Origin of the sequence: Saccharopolyspora hordei (assembly GCF_013410345.1) — a bacterium.
GTDB classification, from domain to species: Bacteria; Actinomycetota; Actinomycetes; order Mycobacteriales; family Pseudonocardiaceae; genus Saccharopolyspora; species Saccharopolyspora hordei.
In genome coordinates this window covers 3,385,270-3,409,559 of record NZ_JACCFJ010000001.1, presented here as the reverse complement: position 1 = coordinate 3,409,559, position 24,290 = coordinate 3,385,270, and the positions used below count along the sequence as shown (strand labels likewise).

20 protein-coding genes and 1 tRNA gene are annotated in these 24,290 nt (G+C 73.9%); 8 read left to right on the top strand and 13 right to left on the bottom strand.

Annotation, left to right across the window (positions count from 1 at the left end; all coding sequences use genetic code 11):
* Nucleotides 1-104 precede the first annotated feature (104 nt).
* Together HNR68_RS15625 and HNR68_RS15620 are read right to left on the bottom strand one after the other, a co-directional pair.
* Complete coding sequence (locus HNR68_RS15625) at nt 105-677, bottom strand: DUF488 family protein (protein WP_179721688.1); 573 nt, start codon at nt 675-677, stop codon at nt 105-107.
* 148 nt (nt 678-825) lie between these two features.
* A complete protein-coding gene (locus HNR68_RS15620) occupies nt 826-2,064 on the bottom strand; it encodes a molybdopterin molybdotransferase MoeA (protein ID WP_179721686.1) in 1,239 nt (412 codons plus the stop codon).
* Nucleotides 2,065-2,415: 351 nt separating this feature from the next.
* Between HNR68_RS15620 and HNR68_RS15615 the strand changes: the two genes are divergently transcribed.
* From HNR68_RS15615 to HNR68_RS15600, 4 genes are all read left to right on the top strand, one after another.
* Entirely contained in the window at nt 2,416-4,704 is a 2,289-nt protein-coding gene (locus tag HNR68_RS15615) for an FdhF/YdeP family oxidoreductase (protein WP_179725089.1), read from the top strand.
* Between the two features lie 23 nt (nt 4,705-4,727).
* Complete coding sequence (gene fdhD, locus HNR68_RS15610; RefSeq protein WP_179721684.1) at nt 4,728-5,573, top strand: formate dehydrogenase accessory sulfurtransferase FdhD; 846 nt, start codon at nt 4,728-4,730, stop codon at nt 5,571-5,573.
* A 473-nt stretch (nt 5,574-6,046) separates the two neighbouring features.
* Complete coding sequence (locus HNR68_RS15605) at nt 6,047-7,120, top strand: glycoside hydrolase family 183 protein (protein ID WP_343050467.1); 1,074 nt, start codon at nt 6,047-6,049, stop codon at nt 7,118-7,120.
* Nucleotides 7,121-7,234: 114 nt separating this feature from the next.
* Complete coding sequence (locus HNR68_RS15600) at nt 7,235-8,176, top strand: DUF5996 family protein (protein ID WP_179721680.1); 942 nt, start codon at nt 7,235-7,237, stop codon at nt 8,174-8,176.
* Between the two features lie 124 nt (nt 8,177-8,300).
* Here HNR68_RS15600 and HNR68_RS15595 read toward each other — a convergent pair whose 3' ends face one another.
* From HNR68_RS15595 to HNR68_RS15585, 3 genes are all read right to left on the bottom strand, one after another.
* Complete coding sequence (locus HNR68_RS15595; RefSeq protein ID WP_179721678.1) at nt 8,301-9,344, bottom strand: polyprenyl synthetase family protein; 1,044 nt, start codon at nt 9,342-9,344, stop codon at nt 8,301-8,303.
* Between the two features lie 274 nt (nt 9,345-9,618).
* A complete protein-coding gene (locus HNR68_RS15590; RefSeq protein WP_179721676.1) occupies nt 9,619-10,128 on the bottom strand; it encodes a TIGR03618 family F420-dependent PPOX class oxidoreductase in 510 nt (169 codons plus the stop codon).
* Nucleotides 10,095-11,474 carry an MFS transporter gene (locus HNR68_RS15585; RefSeq protein WP_179721674.1) on the bottom strand — a complete coding sequence of 460 codons (1,380 nt, stop codon included), beginning with the start codon at nt 11,472-11,474 and terminating at the stop codon, nt 10,095-10,097. The genes HNR68_RS15590 and HNR68_RS15585 overlap by 34 nt, the downstream gene beginning before the upstream one ends.
* Before the next feature lie 415 nt (nt 11,475-11,889).
* Here HNR68_RS15585 and HNR68_RS15580 point away from each other — a divergent pair, with 415 nt between their 5' ends.
* Entirely contained in the window at nt 11,890-13,542 is a 1,653-nt protein-coding gene (locus HNR68_RS15580) for a sigma-54-dependent Fis family transcriptional regulator (RefSeq protein ID WP_343050172.1), read from the top strand.
* Between the two features lie 12 nt (nt 13,543-13,554).
* Here the strand turns inward: HNR68_RS15580 and HNR68_RS15575 are convergent, their stop codons facing one another.
* The 6 genes from HNR68_RS15575 to HNR68_RS15550 all read right to left on the bottom strand — a co-directional run bounded on the left by HNR68_RS15575 (nt 13,555) and on the right by HNR68_RS15550 (nt 19,051).
* Nucleotides 13,555-14,388 carry a universal stress protein gene (locus HNR68_RS15575; protein WP_179721672.1) on the bottom strand — a complete coding sequence of 278 codons (834 nt, stop codon included), beginning with the start codon at nt 14,386-14,388 and terminating at the stop codon, nt 13,555-13,557.
* 182 nt (nt 14,389-14,570) lie between these two features.
* Nucleotides 14,571-15,704 (bottom strand): 3-deoxy-7-phosphoheptulonate synthase, encoded by a 1,134-nt coding sequence (locus HNR68_RS15570; RefSeq protein ID WP_179721670.1) that lies wholly within the window; start codon nt 15,702-15,704, stop codon nt 14,571-14,573.
* 143 nt (nt 15,705-15,847) lie between these two features.
* The gene (locus HNR68_RS15565; protein ID WP_179721668.1) at nt 15,848-16,312 is read right to left on the bottom strand and encodes a hypothetical protein; all 465 of its coding nucleotides are present in this window, start codon (nt 16,310-16,312) and stop codon (nt 15,848-15,850) included.
* Nucleotides 16,309-17,745 (bottom strand): ATP-binding protein, encoded by a 1,437-nt coding sequence (locus tag HNR68_RS15560; RefSeq protein WP_380575180.1) that lies wholly within the window; start codon nt 17,743-17,745, stop codon nt 16,309-16,311. The genes HNR68_RS15565 and HNR68_RS15560 overlap by 4 nt, the downstream gene beginning before the upstream one ends.
* On the bottom strand, nt 17,742-18,416 hold the full coding sequence (locus HNR68_RS15555) for a response regulator (protein WP_179721666.1): 675 nt from the start codon (nt 18,414-18,416) through the stop codon (nt 17,742-17,744). Before HNR68_RS15555 ends, HNR68_RS15560 begins: the two co-directional genes overlap by 4 nt.
* Before the next feature lie 11 nt (nt 18,417-18,427).
* Nucleotides 18,428-19,051 carry a phosphatase PAP2 family protein gene (locus HNR68_RS15550; RefSeq protein ID WP_179721664.1) on the bottom strand — a complete coding sequence of 208 codons (624 nt, stop codon included), beginning with the start codon at nt 19,049-19,051 and terminating at the stop codon, nt 18,428-18,430.
* A 103-nt stretch (nt 19,052-19,154) separates the two neighbouring features.
* Here HNR68_RS15550 and HNR68_RS15545 point away from each other — a divergent pair.
* Nucleotides 19,155-19,250, top strand: a tRNA-Sec gene (locus HNR68_RS15545).
* 50 nt (nt 19,251-19,300) lie between these two features.
* Here HNR68_RS15545 and HNR68_RS15540 read toward each other — a convergent pair.
* Nucleotides 19,301-20,566 (bottom strand): C39 family peptidase, encoded by a 1,266-nt coding sequence (locus HNR68_RS15540; protein WP_179721662.1) that lies wholly within the window; start codon nt 20,564-20,566, stop codon nt 19,301-19,303.
* 277 nt (nt 20,567-20,843) lie between these two features.
* Between HNR68_RS15540 and HNR68_RS15535 the strand changes: the two genes are divergently transcribed.
* Nucleotides 20,844-21,773, top strand: coding sequence for a glycoside hydrolase family 16 protein (locus HNR68_RS15535; RefSeq protein WP_179721660.1), 930 nt, complete (start codon nt 20,844-20,846; stop codon nt 21,771-21,773).
* A gap of 90 nt (nt 21,774-21,863) precedes the next feature.
* On the opposite strand, the gene HNR68_RS15530 is transcribed toward HNR68_RS15535, so the two are convergent.
* The gene (locus tag HNR68_RS15530) at nt 21,864-22,958 is read right to left on the bottom strand and encodes a beta propeller repeat protein (RefSeq protein ID WP_179721657.1); all 1,095 of its coding nucleotides are present in this window, start codon (nt 22,956-22,958) and stop codon (nt 21,864-21,866) included.
* A 438-nt stretch (nt 22,959-23,396) separates the two neighbouring features.
* On the opposite strand from HNR68_RS15530, the gene HNR68_RS15525 reads away from it, so the two are divergent.
* Nucleotides 23,397-24,275 (top strand): trypsin-like serine protease, encoded by an 879-nt coding sequence (locus tag HNR68_RS15525; RefSeq protein ID WP_179721655.1) that lies wholly within the window; start codon nt 23,397-23,399, stop codon nt 24,273-24,275.
* Nucleotides 24,276-24,290: the final 15 nt, after the last annotated feature.

The window sequence follows — 24,290 nt, the reverse complement described above, 5'->3', positions numbered from 1 at the left end:
TCATTCGACCACGCCGCACGGCCGCGGCCGCTCCGCCGCGGCGGGCGGGCCAACCCGGCACCACGGGCGTGGTACCAGACCAGGTGTGGTGGTCGGGGCGGTCGTCACCCGGCGCCGAGCGGGGGCTGACCGGCGTCGTAGACGAGCACCCCGCGGTCCGGGTCCAGCCGCGCTTCCGGGCTGGGCCGGTGCGGGCGCACGGCGCCGTCGTGCATCAGGTGGCCGACGTCGACCCCGCGGACCAGGGTCAGGTGGTCGGCGATCATCTTGCGGTGGCAGCGCCACCAGACCGACTCGGCGCACATCACCGCGGTCAGCGCGGTGGCCGCCCCGGCGAGCAGGTCGTCCACCGCGGCCCGGAACTCCGCGGAGCGCATGTGCTCGGCGTAGCCGCTGAACGAGCGGTTGCGCAGCGCGGTGTCGGGGTTGTCCGCGTGCGCCGTGCGCCACCCGCCGAGCCGCCGTTCCCAGCGGTAGCCGATGCCCGCCTCGGGCAGCCACTGCTGCATCGCCGACCGGGTGGCGTCGGGGTTGCGCTTGCTGCCGGGCGCGGTGCGCACGTCGACCAGCTCGCGGACCCCGGCGCCGTGCAGCAGCTCGGCGATCGTCGTCGCGTCGGCGATGCCGTGCCCGAAGGTCAGCACCCGCGTCCTCGATCCCTCCACAGCGGACTCCACCCGAGCGGTCCTGTTCGGCGCTCCCCCGCGCGCACGCGGAGGACGCGACCGGCGACGCGGCCGCGCTGTCCATGCTGGCACTGTCCGCGGGTGAGACCACTGGGGACACCACGGTCGGGGATCCCGGCGCGACCGCGCCAGACGCGGGTCACCACGGGTGCGGAACCGCGAAGACCTCGACGGTGGCCCCGGCGGGGAGTCCGCCGGGCGGGACCACGGCGAGACCGTCGGAGCGCGCCAGCCCGCGCAGCATCGCGGGCCCGTCGTGGGACAGCGCGGTCGCCGCGCCCGCGCGCACCGCCACGGGCAGCAACCGGGTGCTGCGCGGGTGCCCCGGCAGGTCCGCGGCGGCGGTGAGCCGCTGCGCTCCCTCGTCCGCGCGGCCGCCGAGGCGGCTCAGCAGCGGGTGGACCAGCGTCACGAGCCCGGCGACGGCGGCCAGCGGGTTGCCCGGCAGCCCGGCGAGCCACCGGCTCCGCCCGTCCGCGGTCGGCGGGAGCGCGGCGAGCAGCATCGGGTGGCCCGGGCGCACGGCCACCGAGTCGACCAGGAGCCGGGCGCCGAGCTCGGCCAGCACCCGGTGCAGGAAGTCGGTCGGCCCCGCGGCCGTGCCCCCGGTGGTGATCACCACGTCGGCCGACGAGCCGCTGATCGCGTCGCGGAGCCGCGCGGCGTCGTCGGGGACGCGGTGGCTGCCGAGCGGCTCACTCCCGCAGCGCAGCCAGGGGCCCAGCATCGGGGTCAGCGCGTCGCGGACCCGACCGCCGCGCGGCGGACCGGTGTCGAGCAGCTCGTCGCCCAGCACCAGCAGCTCCACCGCGGGACGGCGGTGCACCGCGACCCGGTCCCAGCCGGCCGCCGCGGCCAGGCCCAGCACCGCGGGCGTGACCGTGGTCCCGGCCGGGACCAGGAGCTGCCCGGTCCGGCACTCCTGTCCCCGGGGCCGGACGTCGCGGCCCGCGGTCAGCGGGGTCGGCGCGCGCTCGGAGAGGATCCCGGTGGACTCGTCGACGAGACCGTGCTCGTGGCGCAGCACCGCCGTCGCACCGGGCGGCAGCTCGGCCCCGGTGGCGATGCCCAGCGCGGTGCCCTCCGCGAGCGGTCCGGCGCGGTCCCCGGCCAGCACGCGCCCGTCCCGCACCCGCCACGGCCCCGCTCCTGCCACCGCCCAGCCGTCCATCGCGGCGGTGTCGAACGCAGGCAGGTCCGCGCGGGCGGTCAGGTCCCCAGCCAACGCGTGGCCGAGGGCATCGGGGAGGTCCCGCTCGACCGCGGGCAGGGCGTGCCCGGGCGTGGTGCGGGCGATCTCCCTCGCCCGCTCCCACGTCCGCACCGGCGGCGTCTCCACCGGGCTCGACGGGTCGCCGCTCAGCCTCGCCAGGTCCATCGGGTTCTCCGGTCATCGGTCGCGGCGCTCGACGGGAGTCCACAGAGGACTTCGCGGGCGCCTCGGGATCTCGTCGCCAGCCTCCCCCACCCGCGCTGCCGTTTCAAACGGCAGCACCGAACGGTCGATCCACGCCGCCGATCGAGCACGTCCGACCAGGGGCACGGCTCGTCGTGTGACGCTGGACATGCCGTCGTGCCGCCAAGAACGTCCCGCCGTGCGGCGATAACCGGCGCCTATCGAGTGATCGACATCGCTTCTTTGACGCGCCCGCGCCCGCGCGCTTGAGTGGGCGGGCGGTGGTCCGGCAACTGCGGAGGCCGGCGCGGAGGACGAGGGGTGAAGCACGACATGGGCGTCAAGGACGGTGGGGACGCGGAAGCGCTCTCGGTCACGCCACCCAAGACCTGGGCCGCCGGGGTACCTGCGGTGGCCCACGCCGTGGAGTACTCGCTGAGCCAGACCTCGCCGCGCCGGACGGCGCTGACACTGCTCAACGTCAACCAGGGCAGGGGGATCGACTGCCCCGGGTGCGCCTGGCCCGAAGGCGACCCGAAGCAGCGTCACCTCAACGAGTACTGCGAGAACGGCGCCAAGCACATCAACGACGAGGCGACCACGCGGCGGGTCACCGCCGACTTCTTCCGCGAGCACCCGGTCTCCGAACTGGCGCAGAAGTCCGACCAGTGGCTCAACCAGCAGGGGCGGCTCACCGAACCCGTGGTGAAGCGCCCCGGCTCGGACCACTACGAGCCGATCAGCTGGGACGCCGCGTTCGACCTGCTCGCCGCGGAACTGCGCGCGCTGGACTCCCCGAACGAGGCGCTGTTCTACACCTCGGGCCGGCTCAGCAACGAGGCCGCGTTCCTGCTCCAGCTGTTCGCGCGGGCCTACGGCACCAACAACCTGCCCGACTGCAGCAACATGTGCCACGAGTCCAGCGGTTCGGCGCTGCAGGAGACGCTGGGCGTCGGCAAGGGCACCGTGAGCCTCGACGACATCCACAACGCCGACCTGGTCTTCGTCGTCGGCCAGAACCCCGGCACCAACCACCCGCGGATGCTGTCCGCGCTGGAGGAGACCAAGCGCAACGGCGGTCAGGTCGTGGCCGTGAACCCGCTGCCGGAGGCCGGTCTGCTCCGGTTCAAGAACCCGCAGAAGGTGCGCGGGGTGCTCGGGCGCGGCACCGCCATCGCCGACCAGTTCCTGCACATCCGGCCCGGCGGTGACCTCGCGCTGTTCAAGGCGCTGAACCTGCTGCTGCTCGAAGCCGAGGACGCCGCACCGGGCACCGTGCTCGACCACGCCTACATCGAGGCCAACACCAGCGGTTTCGCGGAGTTCGCCGCGCAGTCCCGCGACCTGGACTGGGACGAGGTGCGCACCGCGACCGGGTTGACCCGCGACGAGATCGAGCAGGTCCGCGACCGGGTGCTGGCCAGCCGCAGCGTCATCGTGTGCTGGGCGATGGGGCTGACGCAGCAGAAGCACGGCGTGCCCACCATCCGCGAGATCGTCAACTTCCTGCTGCTGCGCGGGAACTTCGGCAAGCCGGGCGCCGGCGCCTGCCCGGTCCGCGGGCACAGCAACGTGCAGGGCGACCGCACCATGGGGATCTGGGAGCGGATGCCGCAGTCCTTCCTGGACGCGCTGGAGCGCGAGTTCGGGTTCACCCCGCCCACCGAGCACGGCTGGGACTCGGTGGACTCCATCCGGGCCATGCTCGAGGGCCGCGCGACGTTCTTCCTCGGCGTCGCCGGGAACTTCGTGCGGGCCGCGCCGGACAGCGAGGCCACCGAGCGCGCGATGCGCCGGTGCCGGCTGACCGCGCACATCTCGACCAAGCTGAACCGCTCGCACACGGTGTGCGGCGACACGGCGCTGATCCTGCCGACGCTCGGGCGCAGCGACCGCGACGTCCAGGCGGGCGGCGAGCAGTTCGTCACCGTCGAGGACTCGATGAGCGCCGTGCACGCCTCCCGCGGCCGCCTGGAACCCGCCTCGGAGTCGCTGCTCAGCGAGGTCGCCATCATCAGCCGGCTGGCGCGCCGGACCCTGGGCGCGGACCCCGACATCCCGTGGGAGGAGTTCGAAGCCGACTACAGCACGATCCGGGACCGGATCTCGCGCGTGGTGCCGGGCTTCGAGGACTTCAACGCGCGGGTGGCCGAGCCGGGCGGGTTCGTGCTGCCGAACCCGGTCAACAGCGGGGTCTTCCGCACCGCGACCGGCAAGGCGAGGTTCACCGCCAACGAGCTGGAGATGCTGACCGCGCCGCCCGGGCACCTGGTGCTGCAGTCGCTGCGCTCGCACGACCAGTGGAACACCGTTCCCTACGCGCCCAACGACCGGTACCGCGGGATCCACAACGCGCGCCGGGTCGTGCTGGTCAACCCGGCCGACCTGGAGGAGCTCGGCATCGCCGACCGCGCCCGGGTCGACCTGGTCAGCGTGTGGCACGACGGAGTGGAGCGCCGGGCGCGGGACTTCCGCGTGGTCGGCTACCCGACGGTGCGCGGTGCGGCGGCCGCGTACTACCCGGAGACCAACGTGCTGGTGCCGCTGGACAGCGTGGCCGACATCAGCAACACCCCGACCTCCAAGGGCATCGTCGTCAGACTGGAGCCGACCGGGGCCTGACCACAGCGGGGAAGGACGCACCCATGGGACGAGTCACCGCACGACGGCGTGTGCTGCGCATCCGCGACGGGGTGCCGACGCACCGCCCGGACACCCTCGCCGCGGAAGAACCGATGGAGATCCGGGTCGGCGGCCGGCCGCTGACCGTCACCATGCGCACCCCGGGGCACGACTTCGACCTCGCGGCCGGGTTCCTGGTCAGCGAGGGTGTCGTCCGCTCGGCCGAGGACGTCGTCGGCATCCGCTACTGCGCGGGCGCCACCGCCGACGGCAGCAACACCTACAACGTGGTCGACGTCGCGCTGGCCCCGGGTGTGGCGCTGCCCGACGCGTCGCTGGAGCGCAACTTCTACACCACCTCCTCGTGCGGGCTGTGCGGCAAGGCCAGCTTGGACGCGGTGCGCACGAAGACCACCTGGCCGCTCGACGCGGGCGAGCCGCGCGTCGACGTGGAGACGCTGACCGTGCTGCCCGACCGGCTGCGGGAGGCGCAGCGGGTGTTCGACTCCACCGGCGGCCTGCACGCCGCCGGGTTGTTCACCGCCGACGGCCGGCTCACCTGCCTGCGCGAGGACGTCGGTCGGCACAACGCGGTCGACAAGGTCATCGGCGAGGCGCTGCGCGCGCACCGGCTCCCGCTGCGCGACTCCGTGCTGATGGTCAGCGGCCGGGCGTCGTTCGAACTGGTGCAGAAGGCCGTCATGGCCGGGATCCCCGTGCTAGCGGCCGTGTCCGCCCCGTCCTCGCTGGCCGTCGACCTCGCCGCGGACTCCGGACTGACGCTGGTCGGCTTCCTCCGCGGCACGTCCATGAACGTCTACACCGGAGCGGACCGGGTCCGCACCGACCTCACCGCGCCGGTCGGGTAGGCGTCCGGCCGTCGGTGCGCGCGGCGAGCGCGCGGCAGCCGGCTCCGCGGGGAGACGCGAGGTTCTCGACCGCTGGCGAGGTGCCACCATCGCCGCGACCGGGGCTCCGAGGAGCGGAGCGGGCGCGAGCCCTCCGATGCCGACCCCACTGGCGGCGGCCGGGGACGGGAGCGGGCGATCCCGGTGGGAGTCGTGTGCCTGGACCCCAGTGCACTCGCGAGGATCCCGACGCACTGTCGAGGCTCGTGTCGGGTCGGTGTCCCGTGCGTCGATGACCTGGGTGGTGACCGCGATCACCGTCCTGGCAGCGGCGTGGGGAGGTGCGCCGGCGCATCCGGCTGGTGCGCTGGCGTTCCGCCGACGCGCTCGGGCCGTGTCGTGCGGTCGTTAGGATCGAGGTGGACGGCCGTAGTCGACGCGCCGCTGGGAAGTGCTTGCGGTGCGCGGGAAAGGTGTGGCTGCCGTTGCGCAAGGTGAAGGACCTGACCGGGCCGGGGATCACGGACCGCTTCGGGGTGGGCGGTACCGATCTGGGGGTGACCGCGCTCGCGCCGGACGGACGACTCGTGTCGGTGTTCGGCGACACCTTCGAGCGGGCCGGCGTGGGTGGTCCGGGATGGCGATCGCCCGTCGTGCTGTTCGGCGACCCGACGACCGTCCGGAGCGGGATCCGGTGGACCGGTTCCGCCGGTGCGCGGTCGCACTACGCCGAGCAGGCGCTGGACTACGAGCACGACTCGGTGGTGCGCGGGCGGCGGGTGAGCACCACGATCCCCACCGACGTCATCACCATCGGCGACACGATGTACCTGCACGTGATGGTGTGCGAGGGGATCGGCAACGTGCACTGGACGGAGGTGCACCGGTCCACCGACAACGGCGAGACCTGGCACCCCACCGGCGCGACGTGGCCCGGTGACCAGCACGGCGGCCTGTTCCAGGTGCTGACCTGGGAACTGGGCGAGGACGGCTACGTCTACGCCTTCTCCACCGGGTTCCAGCGCGACAAGGGCCTTGTCCTGCAGCGCGTCCCGGCGGACCGCGTCGAGGATCCCGGCGCGTGGGAGGGCTGGGGCTTCCGCGACGGTGCCTGGGCGTGGGGCAACCCGCCGACGATCGCGCTCACCGGGGCGTTCGGCGAGCTCTGCCTGCGCCGCGTCGACGGCAGGTGGCTGCTGTGCTGCTTCGACGCGGGCAACTACCGGATCGACGTGCTCAACCTCGACCACCCCACGTCGAACCTGTACGAGGCCACCCGCGGCACCGTGCTGCACGGCACGTCGTGGGACCGTGAGGACCACGGTGGTGGCCGGATCGCCCAGCTCTACGGCGGCTACATCGTGCCCGGGTCGACGCTGGACGACCTGCACCTGGTGGTCAGCCAGTGGAACACGCAGCGCAACTGGCCGTACCGCGCCATGCAGTTCGCCGGCAGCGCACCTCGACCCGGCTGTCCACCGCCGGGCACCGGTGAGCCGGGCGAGCCCCGTCGCGGTCCCGGCCTGCTCGACCTGGCGCGGGAGGTCGCGCGGCGCTTCGCCGGGTGAGCGGCAGCTCGCCGGCTCGGTCGTGCATGGCGAGCGCCCTCACCCGGGTAGCCCAGGCCGGAGCGCGGCCGCAGCCGCGCTGTCCCGTGGGCCACGACGTCGGGGGGCGTGCCGATGACCAGCACCCGTCGAACCGAGCCCGGCCTCGCCGAGGCCTGGCCCAGTCTCCCGGTGGACGAGTGGGTCGACACCCGGGACACCCTCCACATGTGGACCCAGGTCGTCGGCAAGGTCCGGCTGGCCTGCGCCCCGATGGTCGCGCACTGGTGGCAGGTGGCGCTGTACGTGACCTCGCGGGGCCTGTCCACCTCGGCGGTCCCGCTCGACGGCCGCCTGTTCGACATCGAGTTCGACTTCCTCGACCACCAGGTGCAGGTGCGCTCCAGCGACGGTGGCCGGCGCCAGGTGGCTCTGGAGCCGAAACCGGTGCGGGCGTTCTACGAGGAGGTCATGGCCGCGCTCGCCGCGCTCGACCTCGCGGTGCCGATCCTGGCGCGGCCGGTCGAAGTCGAGCGCGCCGTCCCGTTCACCGACGACACCGAGCACGCCTCCTACGACCCGGAGCACGCCCGGCGGTTCTGGGGGCAGCTGGTGGCCGCGCACCGGGTGCTGAGCCGGTTCCGGTCCCGGTTCATCGGCAAGGCCAGCCCGGTGCACTTCTTCTGGGGCGCGATGGACATGGCTTGCACCCGGTTCTCCGGGCGCACCGCCCCGCCGCACCCCGGAGGTGTGCCGAACTGCGCTGACTGGGTCATGGTGGAGGCCTACTCGCACGAGGTGTCCAGCTGCGGCTTCTGGCCCGGCGGCAGCAGCGAGGGCACCTTCTACTCCTACGCCTATCCCGAACCGGTCGACTACGCCACGCGCCCCGTGCGGCCGCGGTCCGCCCGCTACGACGATGCCCTCGGCGAGTTCGTCCTGCCGTACGAGACCGTGCGCACGTCCCGCGACCCGGAGGGGACCTTGCTGGAGTTCCTGCAGTCGACCTACGAGGCCGCCGCCAACACCGGCGGGTGGGACCGGGGCAGCCTGGAGTTCCGCGACGCCCACGACTGACCGCGACACACCCGAGCCCGTCCAGGGCCACGACCGTCTCCGGTGTCGCCCCCTCAGCCCTGGTGACGGGTGTCGGCACAATGACCGACGCCTCGTGGGGCCTTCGTCTCGGGCTCCGCCCCGGTCATCGGGACCTGCCGATCAAGGACTGGGCGAGGGAGTCGAAGGCAGCACGCGTCTCCGCGGGCATCGCCAGCGACGCCAGGCAGCTGTCGACCTCGGCGAGGTGCCGGGCCGCCTCGCCCTCGGCGAACTCCCGGCCGCCGGCCTCCTCCACCAGGTCCGCCGCCAGCCGCAGCTCGAAGTCGCTGCGGACGCCGCGCTCGAACAGCGCGCCCAACCGCTCGCTCGCGGGCACCCCGGCGGTCAGCGCCGCGATGACCGGCAGGGTCCGCTTGCCCTCGCGCAGGTCCCCGAACACGGGCTTCCCGGTGCGCGCCGGGTCGCCCCAGATGCCGAGCACGTCGTCGGTGCACTGGAACGCCAGGCCCAGGTGGCGGCCGAGGCGGTCGAAGCAGTCCGCGACCGCGGCGTCGGCACCGCCCAGCAACGCTCCGCCCGCCGCGGCGAAGGCCAGCAGCGCACCGGTCTTGGCCTCGGCCATCGACTGGTACTCGGCGATCCGCACCGCCTGCTCCCCCGTCCACGGCCGCGTGGTGAAGCCGATGTCGTCGACCTGGCCCACCACCACCTCCCGCATCGCGGTGGCCAGGCGCAGCGCCGCCGCGGACGCGTTCGGGTGCCCGCTGCCCAGCAGGGCCCCGAACGCCTCGGTGTGCAGTGCGTCGCCGACCAGGATCGCCGCCGGGACGCCGTGCTCCTTCCACACGGCTGGTCGCCCGCGGCGCAGGTCGTCGTTGTCGATGATGTCGTCGTGGATCAAGCTGAAGTTGTGCACGAGCTCCACGGCCACCGCAGCGGGCACCGCGTCCCGAGCCGTGCCGCCGACCGCTTCTGCCGCGAGGACGGCCAGCGCCGGCCGGATGCCCTTGCCCGTCGCCCCGGTCCCGTCGGACCTCCACCCGAAGTGGTAGCGCCCGATGCCGCCCAGCGACGGTCCCAGGCGGTCGACCCGGTCCCGCAGCACCGGTTCGACGAGCTCGCGAGCGCGCTGCACCGCGCTGTGCCCCAGGTCGTGGTCTGCGCCCGCAGTGGCCGGAAACGTCATCGTGATCAGCCTCGATCCGGTCGGTCCTCCTGACCTGGTCAACGCTAGGCACGCGGGGCGACCGGCGTATCGGCCGAAGTGTCAGCGGTGATCAACCGATCGGCCGAGGTCGTGACCTGCCGTCTCGTACTTTCGGCCAGGATCCCGACGGCTGCGGTGCCCGCTCACGAGCTGGGCCAGCAGGCTACCCGCGATCGCCACGCAAGTCCACTGAGGACCAGGCACACTCCCGGCAGCCCTCGCCCCGAGGGCCGGGACAAACCACAGTGGACGATCACCCGGCCTGCGGGTACGAGGCGGCCGTCGTGCCGCCGAGGGGCATCGGCGGCAGCCCGAGCTTGCGGTGGTCCCACGACCTCGTGCGCTCGACGTGCACGCGCACCGCGACGCGCTTGTGCAGCATCGCCGCCACCAGCGGCTCGACCTCCTCGCTGTACGGGCCGTGGTAGCGCTCCCACATGCCCACCCCGACCCGCCACAGCACGTCGGGGTCGTCGACGAGCTCCGCGCGTCCCTCCATCGACACCCCGCGCAGCGCGTCGTAGGTCAGGCCGTCCTCGATGAGGACGGTGACCCGCGGGTCCCGCCGGATGTTGACCGCCTTCTGCGCCTTGGCCTTGGTCTCGAACCACAGCTCGCCGTCGAGGACGGCGAACCACATCGCCACCGCGTGCGGGTGGCCGCTCGGTCCGAGCGTGACCAACGTGGCCGTGCGCCGGGAGGCCACGAAGGCCGCGACTTCCTCCGGTGTCATCTCGACCTCGGCGCGCTGGTTCCGTCCCACGGTTCTCCTCTCCTCGCTGCGCCGGTGCTGGAGCGCAGGTCGCGCCCGCGCGTCTCGGAGACCAGCACCACCGCGGCGGTGCTGGTGCCGACCGCGACCACGATGAGCCAGCTCAGCGGCAGGCTCGATCCGCCGGTGACCGCGAGCAGCGCGGTCGCGGCCATCGGGGTGAAACCGGCGCCCAGCAGGCTCGCCACCTGGTACCCGAGGGAGACGCCGGTGTAGCGGACGCGGGTGCCGAACATCTCCGACAGCATCGGGGCCAGCGGCGCGTACATCAGGTTCTGCACGACCTGGGCGGTCACCAGCGCCACGGTCATCGCCGCCACCGACCCGGTGCCGATGAGCGCGTACATCGGGAAGGCGAAGACCACCGCGCCCAGCGCGCCGGCGAACAGCACCGGCCGCCGTCCGATCCGGTCGGACAGCGCCGAGAACAGCGGGATGCCGACGAGTCCGGTCACGCTGATGAGCAGGTGGGCCCGCATGATGTCCGGCAGCTCGTAGCCGAGACTCGCGGCGTGGGCGACGCTGTGCGAGCCGATCAGGGCGGTCAGCGCGAACGGTCCGATGCCCGCCGCGCAGGCGAGCACCACGGTGCGCGGCTCCCTGAGCACCTGCACCAGCGGGAGCGTCCTCCCCCGGAGCTTCCCCGCCTCGACGGCCTCGCGGAACAGCGGGCTCTCCGCGACGCTGAGGCGGACGTAGAGCCCGAGCACCAGCAGCACCGCGCTGGCCAGGAACGGGATCCGCCAGCCCCAGGCCAGGAACTCCTCCCGCGGCAGGAGGGTCACCAGCGCCACCGCCCCGTTGGACATCAACGCCCCGAGCGGGGACCCCATCTGCATGATCCCCGCCCACGCACCGCGCCGCCGCGGGTCGGCGTGCTCGATGACCATGAGCGCGGCGCCGCCGTACTCACCCCCGACCGCGATGCCCTGCACCACCCGCAGCAGCACCAGCAGCAGCGGGGCGCCGAGCCCGAGCGTGGCGTAGGTGGGCAGCACTCCGATGAGGACGCTCGCCACCCCCATCAGCAGCATGCTCGTCACCAGCGCCGACTTGCGGCCCAGCCGGTCGCCGAAGTGCCCGAACAGCACCCCGCCGAGCGGGCGTGCGACGTACCCGGCCGCGAGCGTGCCGAAGGAGGCGATCGTCGAGGTCGCCGGGTCCGCCCCGGGGAAGTACAGCGTGCCGAGCACCAGCGCGGCCATGGTGCTGTAGAGCAGGAAGTCGTAGTACTCGATGACGGTCCCGAGCAGCCCGGAGAACGCCACCCTGCGCACCTGCCGCGCGCGCTCGCCACGCCCCGCGGCCCCGGGAGCGACCGGCTCCTGCACCGCCATCGACACCACCGCTCCCCCGGAGTGCTGACCAAGCGCTTGCTCGAAAGCTACGCAGCGGGCCGCCCCCGGTCAACCCCGCTGCACCGCGGACCTCCCGTCACAGCACCGGGTTCCGCGCTCCTGGCGCGACCCCGGCCAGCCTCCCGGGCGCACGCGGACGCGCAGCCGGTCGGCGACGCCACCACCCGTTCGGCGCAGCGAGACACCGAGGGGACGCACCCGGCTGCGATCCCGCCCCGCCGCCGAGCCCGCCCAGGGGCCGCACCTCGCCGACCGGACCTGGCGTTCCGGCGTGCGAACGGACGCAGGGTCTTGATCCACGTGGTGGGGTTGCACATAATCCGTCGTTAACTTCCGTTAACACAGGTGGGCCGAGCAGCGGTCGGCCCCCGCGGCGCATCGCTGGGAGGACGCGGTGAACGCAGGCGCTGCCCAGGTCAGCGGTGCGATGCGGGCCGAGATCGCCTCGTCCTGGCGGCGCGCCGGCATGAGCGGGTTGCGACCGGATTCGGGGCTGGACCGGCTGAGCATCGTCGAGTTCGACCCCGACAGCCGACTGCGGGTGGCGGCCACCCCGGTGCTGGACGCGCTCGCCGAGCGCCTGATCGGCACCACCCTCTGCGTCGCGCTCGCCGACAGCGCCTGCCGGATCGTGGACCGCAGGTTCACCGACCTGCGCACCGAGCGGGCGCTGGACCGGATCAGCGCGGTCCCCGGCGCGCAGTTCACCGAGGAGAACGTCGGCACCAACGCGCTGGGCACCCCGCTGGAGGTGCTGCGCGGTGTCACCGTGCACGGGCGGGAGCACTACGTCGACGCGCTGAAGAAGTTCAGCTGCTACGGCCACCCCATCCGCAACCCGGTGACCCGGCGCATCGAGGGCGTCCTGGACATCACCGGGGTGGCCCCGGAGGCCAACCCGCTGTTCGCGCCGCTGCTGCAACGCGCCGTGGAGGACATCGAGCAGCGCCTGTGGGAAGGCGCCCGGCAGTCCGAGAAGCGGCTGCTGCAAGCGTTCCAGCAGACCGCGCGGCACCGCTGCCGGGCGGTGGTCGCCTTCGGCGACGAGCTGGTGCTCAGCAACCGCGCCGCCCTCGACCTGCTGGACCCCACCGACCACGCCGTGCTGCGCGACATCGCCTCCACCGCCCCCTCGTCCGGGGAACTCGCACGGGACCTGGTGCTCGACTCCGGCGCGCCGGTCAGCCTGCGCGCGCTGAAGGTCGGCGGCACCTCGGACGGCGTGCTCGTCGAACTGACACCCCGCTCCCGCACGCGGATCCCGCGCGGCCGAGCGGCCGCGAGGTCACGATCGTCCACTCCGGACGATCGACTCGCGGGACTGCGCACCAGCCGCGAGCCGGTGCTCATCACCGGCGAACCCGGTTCCGGGCGCACCCGGGCGGCGATGCTCGTCGCCGGCCCCCGCGCGGAGGTCCTCGACGCCGCCGACGTGGTCGTGCTGGGGAAGCGGGCATGGGCCGAACGGCTCGACTCGGTGACGGCGGGCGCGCTGGTCGTCGAGCGGATCGAGCTGCTGCCCGGCACGTTGTGCGCGCGGCTGGTCCGACGGCTCGCGGAAGGTCCCCGCGTGGTGCTCACCTCGGCCCCGGAAGCGGACCTGCCCGACGTGGTGCGCAGCGCCGCCGCGATCTGCCCGGCCCGCGTCGACCTGCCCGCGCTGCGCAACCGCCACGACGAGTTCGCCGGGATCGCGCGGGCGGTGCTCACCGACCTCCGCCCCGGGGCCGACCTGCGGATCGCGCCCAGCGCGCTCGAAGCGCTCATCGCGCAACCGTGGCCGGGCAACGTGCGGGAGCTGCGGGAGGTGCTCCGCACGATCGCCGAGCGCCGCACCACCGGGGACATCACCGTCCAGGACCTCCCTGCCGCGTACCGCAGCCCCGGGCGGGCCGCCCGGCTGACCGGGCGGGAGCGCGCCGAGCGCGACGCCATCGTCGAAGCACTGCGGATCACGGGCGGCAACAAGGTGCACGCCGCGCAGCACCTGGGCATCAGCCGCACCACCCTGTACAACCGGATGCGCGCCTTCGGCCTGCCCCGCTGAGCGCGGGGTCGCTCAGGTCACGTGGACGCCGCTGCGGATCACCGCGATCGGGCAGTGGGCGCGGTGCAGCAGCCCGGAGGCGACCGAGCCCAGCAGCAGCTTGCCGAACCAGCCGCGTCGCGTCCGGTGCCCCACGACCAGCAGCTGCGCGTGGCGCGCCCGCGCGCTCAACGTCTCGACCGGGTGGCCGCGCGGGGTGTGCCTGCGGACCTGGAGGTCCGGGTACCTCTCGTGCCACCCGGCGAGCTGCATGCCGAGGCTGAACTCGGCCTGGCTGCGCGCCTCGGCCAGCTCCTCCGGCGGGGCCAGCACGACCGAGTACTCCGCGCCGGGCGCCTCCCAGACCCGCGCCACCACGAGTTCCGCCTGCCGCGCGACCGCCTCCTCGAAGGCGAACCGCAGGACCTGCTGGCCGTGCGGGGTGTCGTCCACGCCCACCAGCACCGGCCCTCGCTCCCGGTGCTCCCGCACGACCACGACCGGGCAGTGGGCGTGGGTGGCGACCTTGGTGCTGACCGAGCCCAGCAGCATCCCCGCGGCCGCGCCCCGCCCGCGCGCTCCGAGCACCACGAGCTGCGCTCGAGCGGAGCTCCGGATCAGCTCGGCCGCCGGGCGACCGCGCGCGATCGTCGCGGTGATCCCGGCCGTCGGTCTCCTCGCTCGGAAGCGGTTGACGACGTCCGCCACCGCCTCCTCGACCACGCGGTCCCGGGTCGGGTTGTCGTTGACGACGAGGACGCGGACCTCGGCCCGGCGGAGCTCGGCCTCGCCGAGCGCCCAGGCCAGCGCGACGGCCGAGTGCTCGGACCCGTCGACACCGGCGATGATGGGCTCCACCGTGCGCACGCGACCCCCTCGTGCCAGGTCGCAGCAGAGTACGACTGACCGGACGAAAGCACCGCTCTACGCGCCCAGGATCGCAGAGATCACCCCGTCCGGCCTGGTCGCGCCCCACCGGAGGAGCGTCCGCCCGGTGCGACTCCGCGGAGGTGCCTCGCGCGGGGCAAGGCCCGGACCGGGTGATCCCGTCACGCCGAAGGTGGCTCCCCCACACCGGTTCCGCGCGCGCTCAGGCCCCTCCGGCGGCGCGCGGCCTCGGCGAGGACGCGCAGGCAGTCGGCGGTCGTGGGCCAGTCCAGGCACCCGTCGGTGACGCTGACGCCGTAGCGCAGCGGCACCGCCGCGATGTCCTGCTTGCCCGCCCCCAGGAAGGACTCGACCATCACCCCGCGCAGGCCGCGGTTCCCGGCCGCGACCTGCCTCGCCAGGTCCTCGACCACGCCCGGCTGCCGCCGGTGGTCCTTCCCGCTGTTGCCGTGGGAGGCGTCGACGACCACGCCGGTCCGCACGCCCGCGGCGGTGAGCGCGTCGAGCGTCGCCCCGACGGACCCTGCGTCGTAGTTGGGCCGGTGGCCGCCGCGGAGCACCACGTGGCAGGCGGGGTTGCCGGCGCCGACGACCGCGGAGGGAGCCCCGCTCGGCGCCACCCCGGGGAAGGTGTGCGGCACCCGCGCGGCACGCACCGCGGCGATCGCGACGTCGACGTCCCCGGTCACCGCGTTCTTCATGCCCACCGGCATCGGCAGCGCCGAGGCGAGCTGGCGGTGCGGCTGGGACGCCACCGTGCGCGCGCCGAGCGCGCCCCACGAGACCAGGTCGAGCACGTACGGCGCGAGGAACGGGTCGACGAACTCGTACGCCAGCGGCAGGCCGGTGGTCGCCGCGCGGACCAGGAACTCGCGACCGATCGCCAACCCGGCGACCAGGTCCCCGCGACCGTCCAGGTGCGGGTCGTGCAGCAGTCCCTTCCAGCCGACCGAGGTGCGCGGCTTCTCCAGGTACGCGCGCAGCACCACCAGCAGGTCCCGCTCGTGCTCGGCGGCCGCCGCGGCGAGCTCGCGCGCGTAGTGCAGCGCGGCGTCCGGGTCGTGCACCGAGCACGGCCCGACCACGACCAGCAGGCGGTCGTCGGCACCCTCGACGACGTCCCGCACAGCCCGCCGGTGCGCGGCCACCTGGCGGCGCAGCCGCTCGTCGCACGGGAACCGGTCGGCGAGTCCGGCGGGGGTGGGCAGCGGCCCGAGCACCCGCGCCACGCCGTCCGGCCACCCGGGTCCGTCGGCGACAGCGGGCAGGTCGAGGGGTACCGCGGGTCCAGCCATGCCGGTGAGCTCCTCCTCCGTCGCGAGTCGGTCGGCACCGCGAGATCGTCCGACCACTTGGGTTAGCCTAACCTAACCCAAGGCCCGGTGATCGAGTGACACCACCCACGCCGGCGCGCGTCGTCCGACGTGGAGCGACGGGGTCAGTACCAGGGCGGGCACCCCACCGGAGAGTCGTCGCGCGCGCCGACGAGCACCACCGGCCCGCCGTCGGCGGCTGCCGTGCACACGATCTGCTCCACCGCCAGCGCCGACAGCTCGCCGCCGGGGACGGAGGTGGTGACCACGGTGCGCCCGGAGACGTCGGTGGTCACCGTGAAGGGCGCGGCCGCGGGCGGCACCTCGCTGGTCAGCCCGCGAGCCCGCTCCTCCGCCGTCGGCCCTCCGGCCAGCGCCCCCAGCGCCTCCGCGGGCGACATCGGGCCGCGGGCAACGGGTTCCAGCCAGCCGCCGGAGACGAAGTACAGCGTCGTGCTGGCCGCCGGGGCCACCGCCCCGCTCGGTGGCGAGGAGCCGTGGATGATGCCGCTCGGCTGCACCCCGCAGCCGGCGAGGGCGGTCGAGGCGACCGCGACGAGCAGCACCCGCCGTCCCCGCGAGACCGTCACGCGTCCTCCCCTCCGCCGCCGCGCGCCCGACGCGGCAGCCGCAGCGTGAACACCGCACCGCCCTCCGGGTGGTTGTCCGCGGTCAGGTCCCCTCGGCGGTCGCCGTCGCGGTGCAGCGCCGCGTTCTCCCGCGCGATGGCCAGCCCGAGGCCGCTGCCCTCCGACCGCGTCCTGGCGGTGTCGGCCTTGTAGAAGCGGGAGAACACGTGCGGCAGCACGTCGGGGTCCAGGCCGGGGCCGTGGTCGCGGACCTCGACGGTGGCCCAGTCCTGGTCGCCGTGCAGCCGCACCGAAACCGGCGCGGCGCCGTGCCGCAGCGCGTTGCCCACCAGGTTCGCCACCACGACGTCGACCCGCCGCGGGTCCACCACGGCGGTGACCGCCTCGAGGTCGGCCTCCACGACGTCGACCCACCCGCGCGTCCGCAACGTCGCGCGGACCACGTCGGCCAGGTCCACCTCGTCCACGCTGAGCGCCGCGGTCCCGGAGTCGAAGCGGCTGATCTCGATGAGGTCGTTGACCAGCCGCCCCAGGTTGTGGATCTCCTGGCTGACCAGGCGGGCCGCGGCGCCGAGGTCGTCGGGGAGCCGGTCGGCGTCCTCGTCGAGCATGTCGGTCACCGGCGTCACCGCGGCCAGCGGGGTGCGCAGCTCGTGCGACACGTCGGCCACGAACCGCTGGGCGTCGGCCTTCATCGCGCGCAGCTGCGCCACGTGCCGTTCCAGCTCCGCCGCCGTGTCGTTGAAGGTCCGCGCCACCTCGGCCAGCTCGTCGTTGCCGCGCACCGACATCCGGACTCCCAGGTCACCACGGCCCATCCGCCGCGCCGCCGCGCTGAGCTCGTGCACCGGGCGCAGGACGCCGCGCGCGGCCACCAGCGCCAGCACGACCGCCAGCACCAGCGCTGCGCCGCCGATGAGCCAGGACCGCGTGGCGAGCTCGGTGATGCTCTCCTGCTCGGCGAGCAGGTCGCGCACGGTGTAGACCTCGATCCCGGACGGCCGCGTGGAGCCGTCCGGCTGCACGGTGACCAGCGGTGCGCCGATGACCAGCAGCGGCACCCCGTGCGGCCGCACCCGCTGCCAGACGAGGTGGCCGCGGCCGACCTCCTGCCGCAGCTCCGGCGTGACGACCTCCACCGGGAAGTGGGCGGTCGAGCGCGCCGCGCCGAAGAAGGCGACCGCCGCGGTGTCGCGGTCGCGCACCACGTCGGCGATCTCGTCCAGCTCGACCGGTCCGGGCGCCGGGTCCCGCAGTGGGAACAGGGTTTCCAGCCGGGTCGTCATCGCCCGCACCGAGGCGTCCTGGGACTGCTGCAGGACGAGGTTGCGGGCCTGCACGTAGTCCGCCCCGGCCACGGCCGCCGCGGTGACCACGCTCAGCATCGCGAAGGCGACCAGCAACCGGGTGCGCAGCCCCCACCAGCGGATCACAGCGGCCCGAACCGGTACCCGAACCCGCGCACCGTCTGCACGTACACCGGTGCCGACGAGTCGTCCTCGATCTTGGCGCGCAGGCGCTGCACGCAGGCGTCCACCAGGCGCGAGTCGCCGAGGTAGCCGTGGTCCCACACCGATTCCAGCAGCTGCTGGCGGCTGTGCACCCGTCCCGGGGTGGCCGACAGCTCCAGCAACAGCCGCAGCTCGGTGGGCGTCAGCGCGACCCGCTGGCCGCGCTTGGTGACCACCAGACCCGCCCGGTCGATCACCAGGTCACCGTGCTGCTCCGACTCGCTCCCGTTCCGCCCGGCGCGGCGCAGCACCGCGCGGATCCGCGCCTCCAGCACCCGGGCCTGCACCGGTTTGACCACGTAGTCGTCGGCGCCGGCTTCCAGCCCGGCCACCACGTCGACGTCGTCCCCGCGCGCGGTCAGCATGATGATCGGCACGGTGCTCTCGGCCTGGACCCGGCGGCACACCTCGAACCCGTCGATGCCGGGCAGCATCAGGTCCAGCACCACGACGTCGGGCCGGTCGGTGCGGACGCGCTCGAGGCCGAGCTCGCCCGTCCCCACCGCGTCCACCCGGTGCCCCTGCCTGGTCAGCGCGAGTTCGAGACCTCGCCGCACCGCTGGGTCGTCTTCGATCAGCAGCACCCTCGGCACGCCGGTCAGTATCACACCCGCCTCCCGGGCTGCCCCGACCACCACGACGCCGCGCAGCCGCAGGCGGCCGCCCACAGCACCGCACCCACGACGTCGCTGAGCCGGTGCCAGCCCGCGACCACCGTGGCCGCTCCGACGGCGGCCACGCCCACCGCGCCCGGCACGGCGCACCACCACCGCGCGCGGGGCGGCAGCGTGAGCAGCACCGCGACCAGCAGTCCGGCCGCGGCGGCGACGTGCCCACTGGGGAAGCTGTTGTGCGTCGTCGAACCGGCGACGTCGAGGTCGGGTCGGGGCAGCAGCACCTTGAGCAGCCGGGCGCCGGCCACCGTGGCGGCGAACGCGGCCGCCCCGGCGAGCGCCGGGCGCAGCCGGCCGCCGAGCGCGCCGACCGCGACGACCGCCGCGAGCAGGCCGACCAGCACCAGCGGGTCGCCGACCACGGCCAGCAGCGACGTGGCCCAGGACAGCGCGGCGCTGCCCCGGTCCGCGCGGTCGAAGAGGTGCTGGTCGAGCTGTTGGCCGAACGGTGTCCACACGAACAGCGCGCAGGTCGCGACGAGGGCGAGCAGCAGGACCGGCACCAGCACCGCGTCACCGCGCACTCCTCGGGACGGGCGAGAGGTTTCCAGCATCACGAGGCCAGCGTCCGCCGGGGATGTCCGCGCCCGGTGCCCGCTGTGTCATGGTTCTGTCACAACCTCGCCGGATCGCCGCACCGGACCTATCCTCGGCGCTGGAGGTGTCAGGGCACCTGGTGGTCCCCGCGGTCTTCAAAACCGACGTGGCCGAGTACCTCGGTCAGGCGGGTTCGATTCCCGTCCACCTCCGCCAGCTCCGTCCGCCGCGCGGTCCGTCCACAGCGGAGCGCGCGGCGGACCGCGTCAGAGCGTGGGCAGCGGTGTCCCGGGCGGGGTGATGACGTAGACGATGCCGCCGGGACCGCCGGCCACCTCGCCGTCGGCGTCGTAGCGCTGGGTGCGCAACCAGACGGTCTCGAACTGGTCGCGCCGGTAGACGTGGCGGACGGATGCGTCGTCGGGCGACGCCGGGTCGTTGGCGATGACATCACCGTTCTCGGTGAACCCGACGACGACCATGAGGTGGCCGTCGGTGCTGTACCCAGCGCCGTCGAGCTCGTCCTCGCGGAACGACTGCGAGGTCACCAGCGGAATGCCGGCCCGGATGTACTGCTCGGCCTCGGTCAACGAGCGCAGGCGGGTGATGCGCGCCTCCAGGCCGTAGGTGGCGGCGTAGGCGGCGTTGAACGGCCAGTTCCCGGTGCCGTCGTAGGCGTGGTCGAAGGTGTGCCGCGCGGCGTGGTCCACGACCCGGTCCGGGTGGTCCGGGTCGATCCAGGACAGGTCCTCGTCGGACGGGCGCTTCCCCCAGTGCTCCACGACCATCTGCGTGGAGGTCGGGCTGCACCACGCCTCACCGCCCCCGCCGTACTGCGGGTAGTGTCCAGCGTGGACGTTCTGCGAGTAGCGCGGCACCGGGAGCTCGATCCCCCACGCGCCGCCGGGTCCCGAGGTGGGCACCTCGAACCGGTCCGGGACCGCCGAGGCCATCGCCCCCACCATCGACACCGAGGGCGACGCGGACGTGCCGGTGGCGCGGTAGAGGGTGACGCGCAGCTGGTAGCCGGTCAGCTCCGCACCGGGTGCGGCGACGAAGGTGTCCACCGACACGCTCCCGTGCTCGTCGGACTGGCCGTCGACGCTGGTGCGGAGGATGTCGGCGTCCCCGGACGCCCACTGCCCCAACACGTACCACCCGGTCTCGGCACCGCTGACGGTCTGCCCGCGCATCTCCACCTGCACCCAGGTGCCCGGTGGCGTCGTGGCGTTCCACGAGGCCACCAGTTCGGTGGCGGGGAAGCCGGTCGGGGCCGGCGGTGAGGTCCAGCGGGCGTGGTCGTACTCCCGGGTGCTGCCGTCGGGCGCCGGGTGCGGGACGGTGCCGAGCGAACTGCCGAGCCGGACGCCCTCCCCGTCGACCTCGGTCCCCTCGGCGGAACCGGACCGGAAGTCCGCGGCGGAGCTCCACTCGTGGAAGGCGACCTCGGCCTGCGGCGGGGCGGCCTCCGCGGCGGGCGTGCCCAGCAGCACCGCGCTCACCACACTCGCCAGCACCATCGTCCTGCGCATACCGCCTCCCCGTTCACCCGTGCCGCGGTGGGCCCGGTCCCAGGTTCGCACGGTACGACGATCTCCACCCGCCGTGCGCGAGAACTCGCCAGCGCCGGTCTCCCGCAGGGGCTCCGGCGGGTCCCGCGTTGCCCCGTCCAGCCCAGTGCCGCTGGCCCGATCGACCGGAACTGCGCCGCACGGCGGGGTTCTCGTGAACGATGCAGGAGCCGGCCGCCGTGGTCCCCACAGCGCCTCGTGCGCGACAACCCACCGACGAGTCATCGCGGAGGACGCCATGACACGACCACGAACGCGGCACCGCGTCGCGACCACCACGCTCGCGCTCGGCCTGGGCATCGCCGGCATCACCGCGCCGCCCGCCGCGGCCGACATCCCGCCGCCGGAGGAGGGCTGGACGCTGACCTTCGGTGACGACTTCACCGGCGAGGCGGGCAGCCTCCCGTCATCGGACTGGATCATCGACACCGGCACCTCCTACCCGGGCGGGCCGGCGAACTGGGGCACCGGGGAGATCCAGACCTACACCGACGACCCGGCCAACCTCTCCCTCGACGGCAACGGCAACCTGCAGATCACGCCGCTGCGCGACGACGCGGGTGGCTGGACGTCGGGGCGGATCGAGACGCAGCGCGCCGACTTCAAGGCCGAGGAGGGCGGTGCAGTGCGCATCGAGGCGCGCCTGCAGGTCCCCAACGTCACCGGTGACGCCGCGCTCGGGTACTGGCCGGCGTTCTGGGCCCTGGGCGCGCCGTACCGCGGGGACTACTGGAACTGGCCCGGCATCGGCGAGTTCGACGTGATGGAGAACGTCAACGGCAAGAACGAGACGCACGGGGTGCTGCACTGCGACGTCAGCCCCGGCGGCTCGTGCAACGAGACCGAGGGCCTGGGCGGCAGCAGCCCGTGCCCCGGTGAGACCTGCCAGGCCGGGTTCCACACCTACCGCTTCGAGTGGGACCGCACCGGGGACGTCGAGGAGCTGCGCTGGTACGTCGACGGCCAGCAGTTCCACTCGGTGAGCGAGTCCCAGGTCAGCCCGGAGGCGTGGGCGACCATGACCTCGCACGAGGGCTTCTTCGTGCTGCTCAACGTGGCGATGGGCGGCGCGTTCCCGGACAAGGACGCCGGTTTCGCGACCCCGACCGAGGCCACCGAGCCGGGTCACCCGATGCTGGTCGACTACGTGGCGGTCTACAACCGCTGACCGCACGGCCCGCCCGGGTGCGAGTCCCGGGCGGGCTCCGATCCCCGCAGCCGACCGACGCCGGGGCGGTCCCCGGCGTCGGTCCGTGCGTCAGGGGTTCTGCACGACGGCGAAGGGTTGCGGCCGCAACGGGTCCTCGCCGCCGCTGCCGATGCCGACCAGTCGGCCGTCGGGGAGCTCGGCACCGTGGGTGATCGCCCCCTCCTGCGGCCCGTCGACCTGCTGCCAGGTGCTGCCGTCGTAGCGCAGGAGCGCGTCCGGGCCGAGGTTCCACAGCGCGCCACCGGCCTGGACCAGCTCACCGAGGCGCTGCACCGGCACCGGGAGCTGCTGCTCGGTCCACGCCGCGCCGTCCCAGTGCAGCAGCACCGGTCGGCTCTTCCCCTGGGGGTCGTAGGGCGACTGGGTCGCCGACAGCCAGACGTCGTCCGGCCGGAAGGCCGCGACCCCGTGCACGGTGAGGTAGTCGGACTCCCCGGTGTCCAGCGCCGGGACCGGGACCTGGCTCCACTGCGCGCCGTCCCAGTGCATCGTGACGACCTGCTGCGGCCGCTCGCCAGTCGTCCCGGCCATCCACAGGTCGTCCGGAGCGGCACCGCCGATGCTGGTGAAGCGCTGCTGGTCGGCCTCCTGCGGCAGTGCCACGCCCTGCCAGGCGCCGTCGACCCAGCGCGCGGCGAAGCTCCGGGAGAGCGGGTCCTCGCCGTCGCGGTAGGCGCTGCCGATGGCCCAGACGTCGGACCCGACGGCGAGGACGTCGCTCGGGGACACCCGCGGCGCGTCCGGCACCTCCAGCGGGGCCTCGGTCCACGCCGTCCCGTCCCAGTGCATCGTGGCACCGGAGTGGACCTTGGAGAACTCGCTGACCACCCAGGCGTCGTCCGGGCCGGTCACCGCGGACGACATCACCTGGCCGATGTTCGGCACCGGAACCTCCACCCAGCGCCCGCCCTCCTCGCGGTGGAACGCCTGCGTGGTGAGCGACCCCGGGGCGTTCGGCCGGTTGTGGGTGCCGAACGCCCAGGTCTCCCCGCCCCCGCTGGACACGGTGGTCACGAGGGAGACCAGGTCCGGCTTGGCCGGGAACTCCTCGCTGCCCCAGGTCCCCTCAGCCAGCGCCGTGCCCGCCACGCTGACGACCGCGACCACTCCCGCGACCAACGCCGCTGCGCTCGTTCTCGCCATCACTGCCTCTCAGTCGGTGGACCCTTCCGCCTGGGAGACGCCAGCGACGCCGATCCGGTTGCCACCGGTTCCGCTCGGGAGCGCGGCCGCACTGCCCGGGGAGCAGCGAGGTGGCGGCACTGCCTCCCGCACCGGCCGCTCACGGCCCACTCGGGTCGATCATCGTCCTTTGTGGACACTGAAGCCGAGGCGACGCTGACCACCGTGGACGATCCACACGCCGGACCGCGAGAAGGCAGCCGCGCGTTCCGCCAAGATCTCCCGTGCCACAAGGGAATTCACCGCTCGCACGGAACTCTCCGCACAGGATCAGGCACCTCGCGTGATTGCTCCGTTCGGAGCAATGCGTCTGCTCCTGCCAGCAGGCAACATCTTCGCCACAACTCACGAACGCCCAGCTCACGGCGCCTCTCCGGCGCCGAGCGGGAAGGAGAGAACGTGCCCCGAGGTTCTCTGACCCGAAGGATCCCCGCACTCGTCGCGTCGGTGCTGGCCGGGCTGGCGCTGGCCGCCCCGGTCGCCGGCGCGAAGGCCACCCCGCTCATCATCGGAGGCGGCCCGGCGCCCCAGGACCACAGCTTCATCGCGTCCATGCAGTCCACCGACGGCCAGCACCACTGCGGCGCCTCGCTCATCGACCAGGAGTGGCTGGTCACCGCCGCGCACTGCGTGGACGGGCAGCAGCCCAGCAACGTCCAGTACCGGATCGGCAGCTCCGACCGCACCAGCGGGGGCGAACTGGTCGAACCGGACGAGTTCGTGGTCCACCCGCAGGCCAAGCAGCAGCAGGCCGGGTACGACCTCGCCCTGGTGCATCTTTCCCGCCCCGTCCAGGCCGAGCCGATCGCGATCGCGGACTCCGCACCGCAGCCCGGCACCACCCTGCAGCTGCTCGGCTGGGGGCAGACCTGCCCGACCCCGAAGTGCGGCGAGCCGCCCGTGCAGCTGAAGGAGCTGGAGACCACGACCACCGAACCGGCGAACTGCACCGGCTCAGGGGAACCCTTCGACGCCTCGCGGGAGCTGTGCATCGACAACCAGCAGGGCAGGGCCAGCGCCTGCTACGGCGACTCCGGCGGTCCGGCCGTGGTCCGGGAAGGCAGCGGTTACGCACTGGTCGGCGCGACCAGCCGCGGACTGGCGGAGAGCTGCACGGAGAAGCCGGGCGTCTACACCAGCGTCTCCGCGCACGCCGACTGGATCAGCCAGGTCATCGGCTCCGGTGGGTCGCCGGGTTCGCCCGACGCCGGCTCCGGTCGTGACACCGTGCCGGTGCCACCCTGGCCCGTCCGCCCGGGCGGCTTCACCCGCCCCTGAACGGGCGAGGCACCA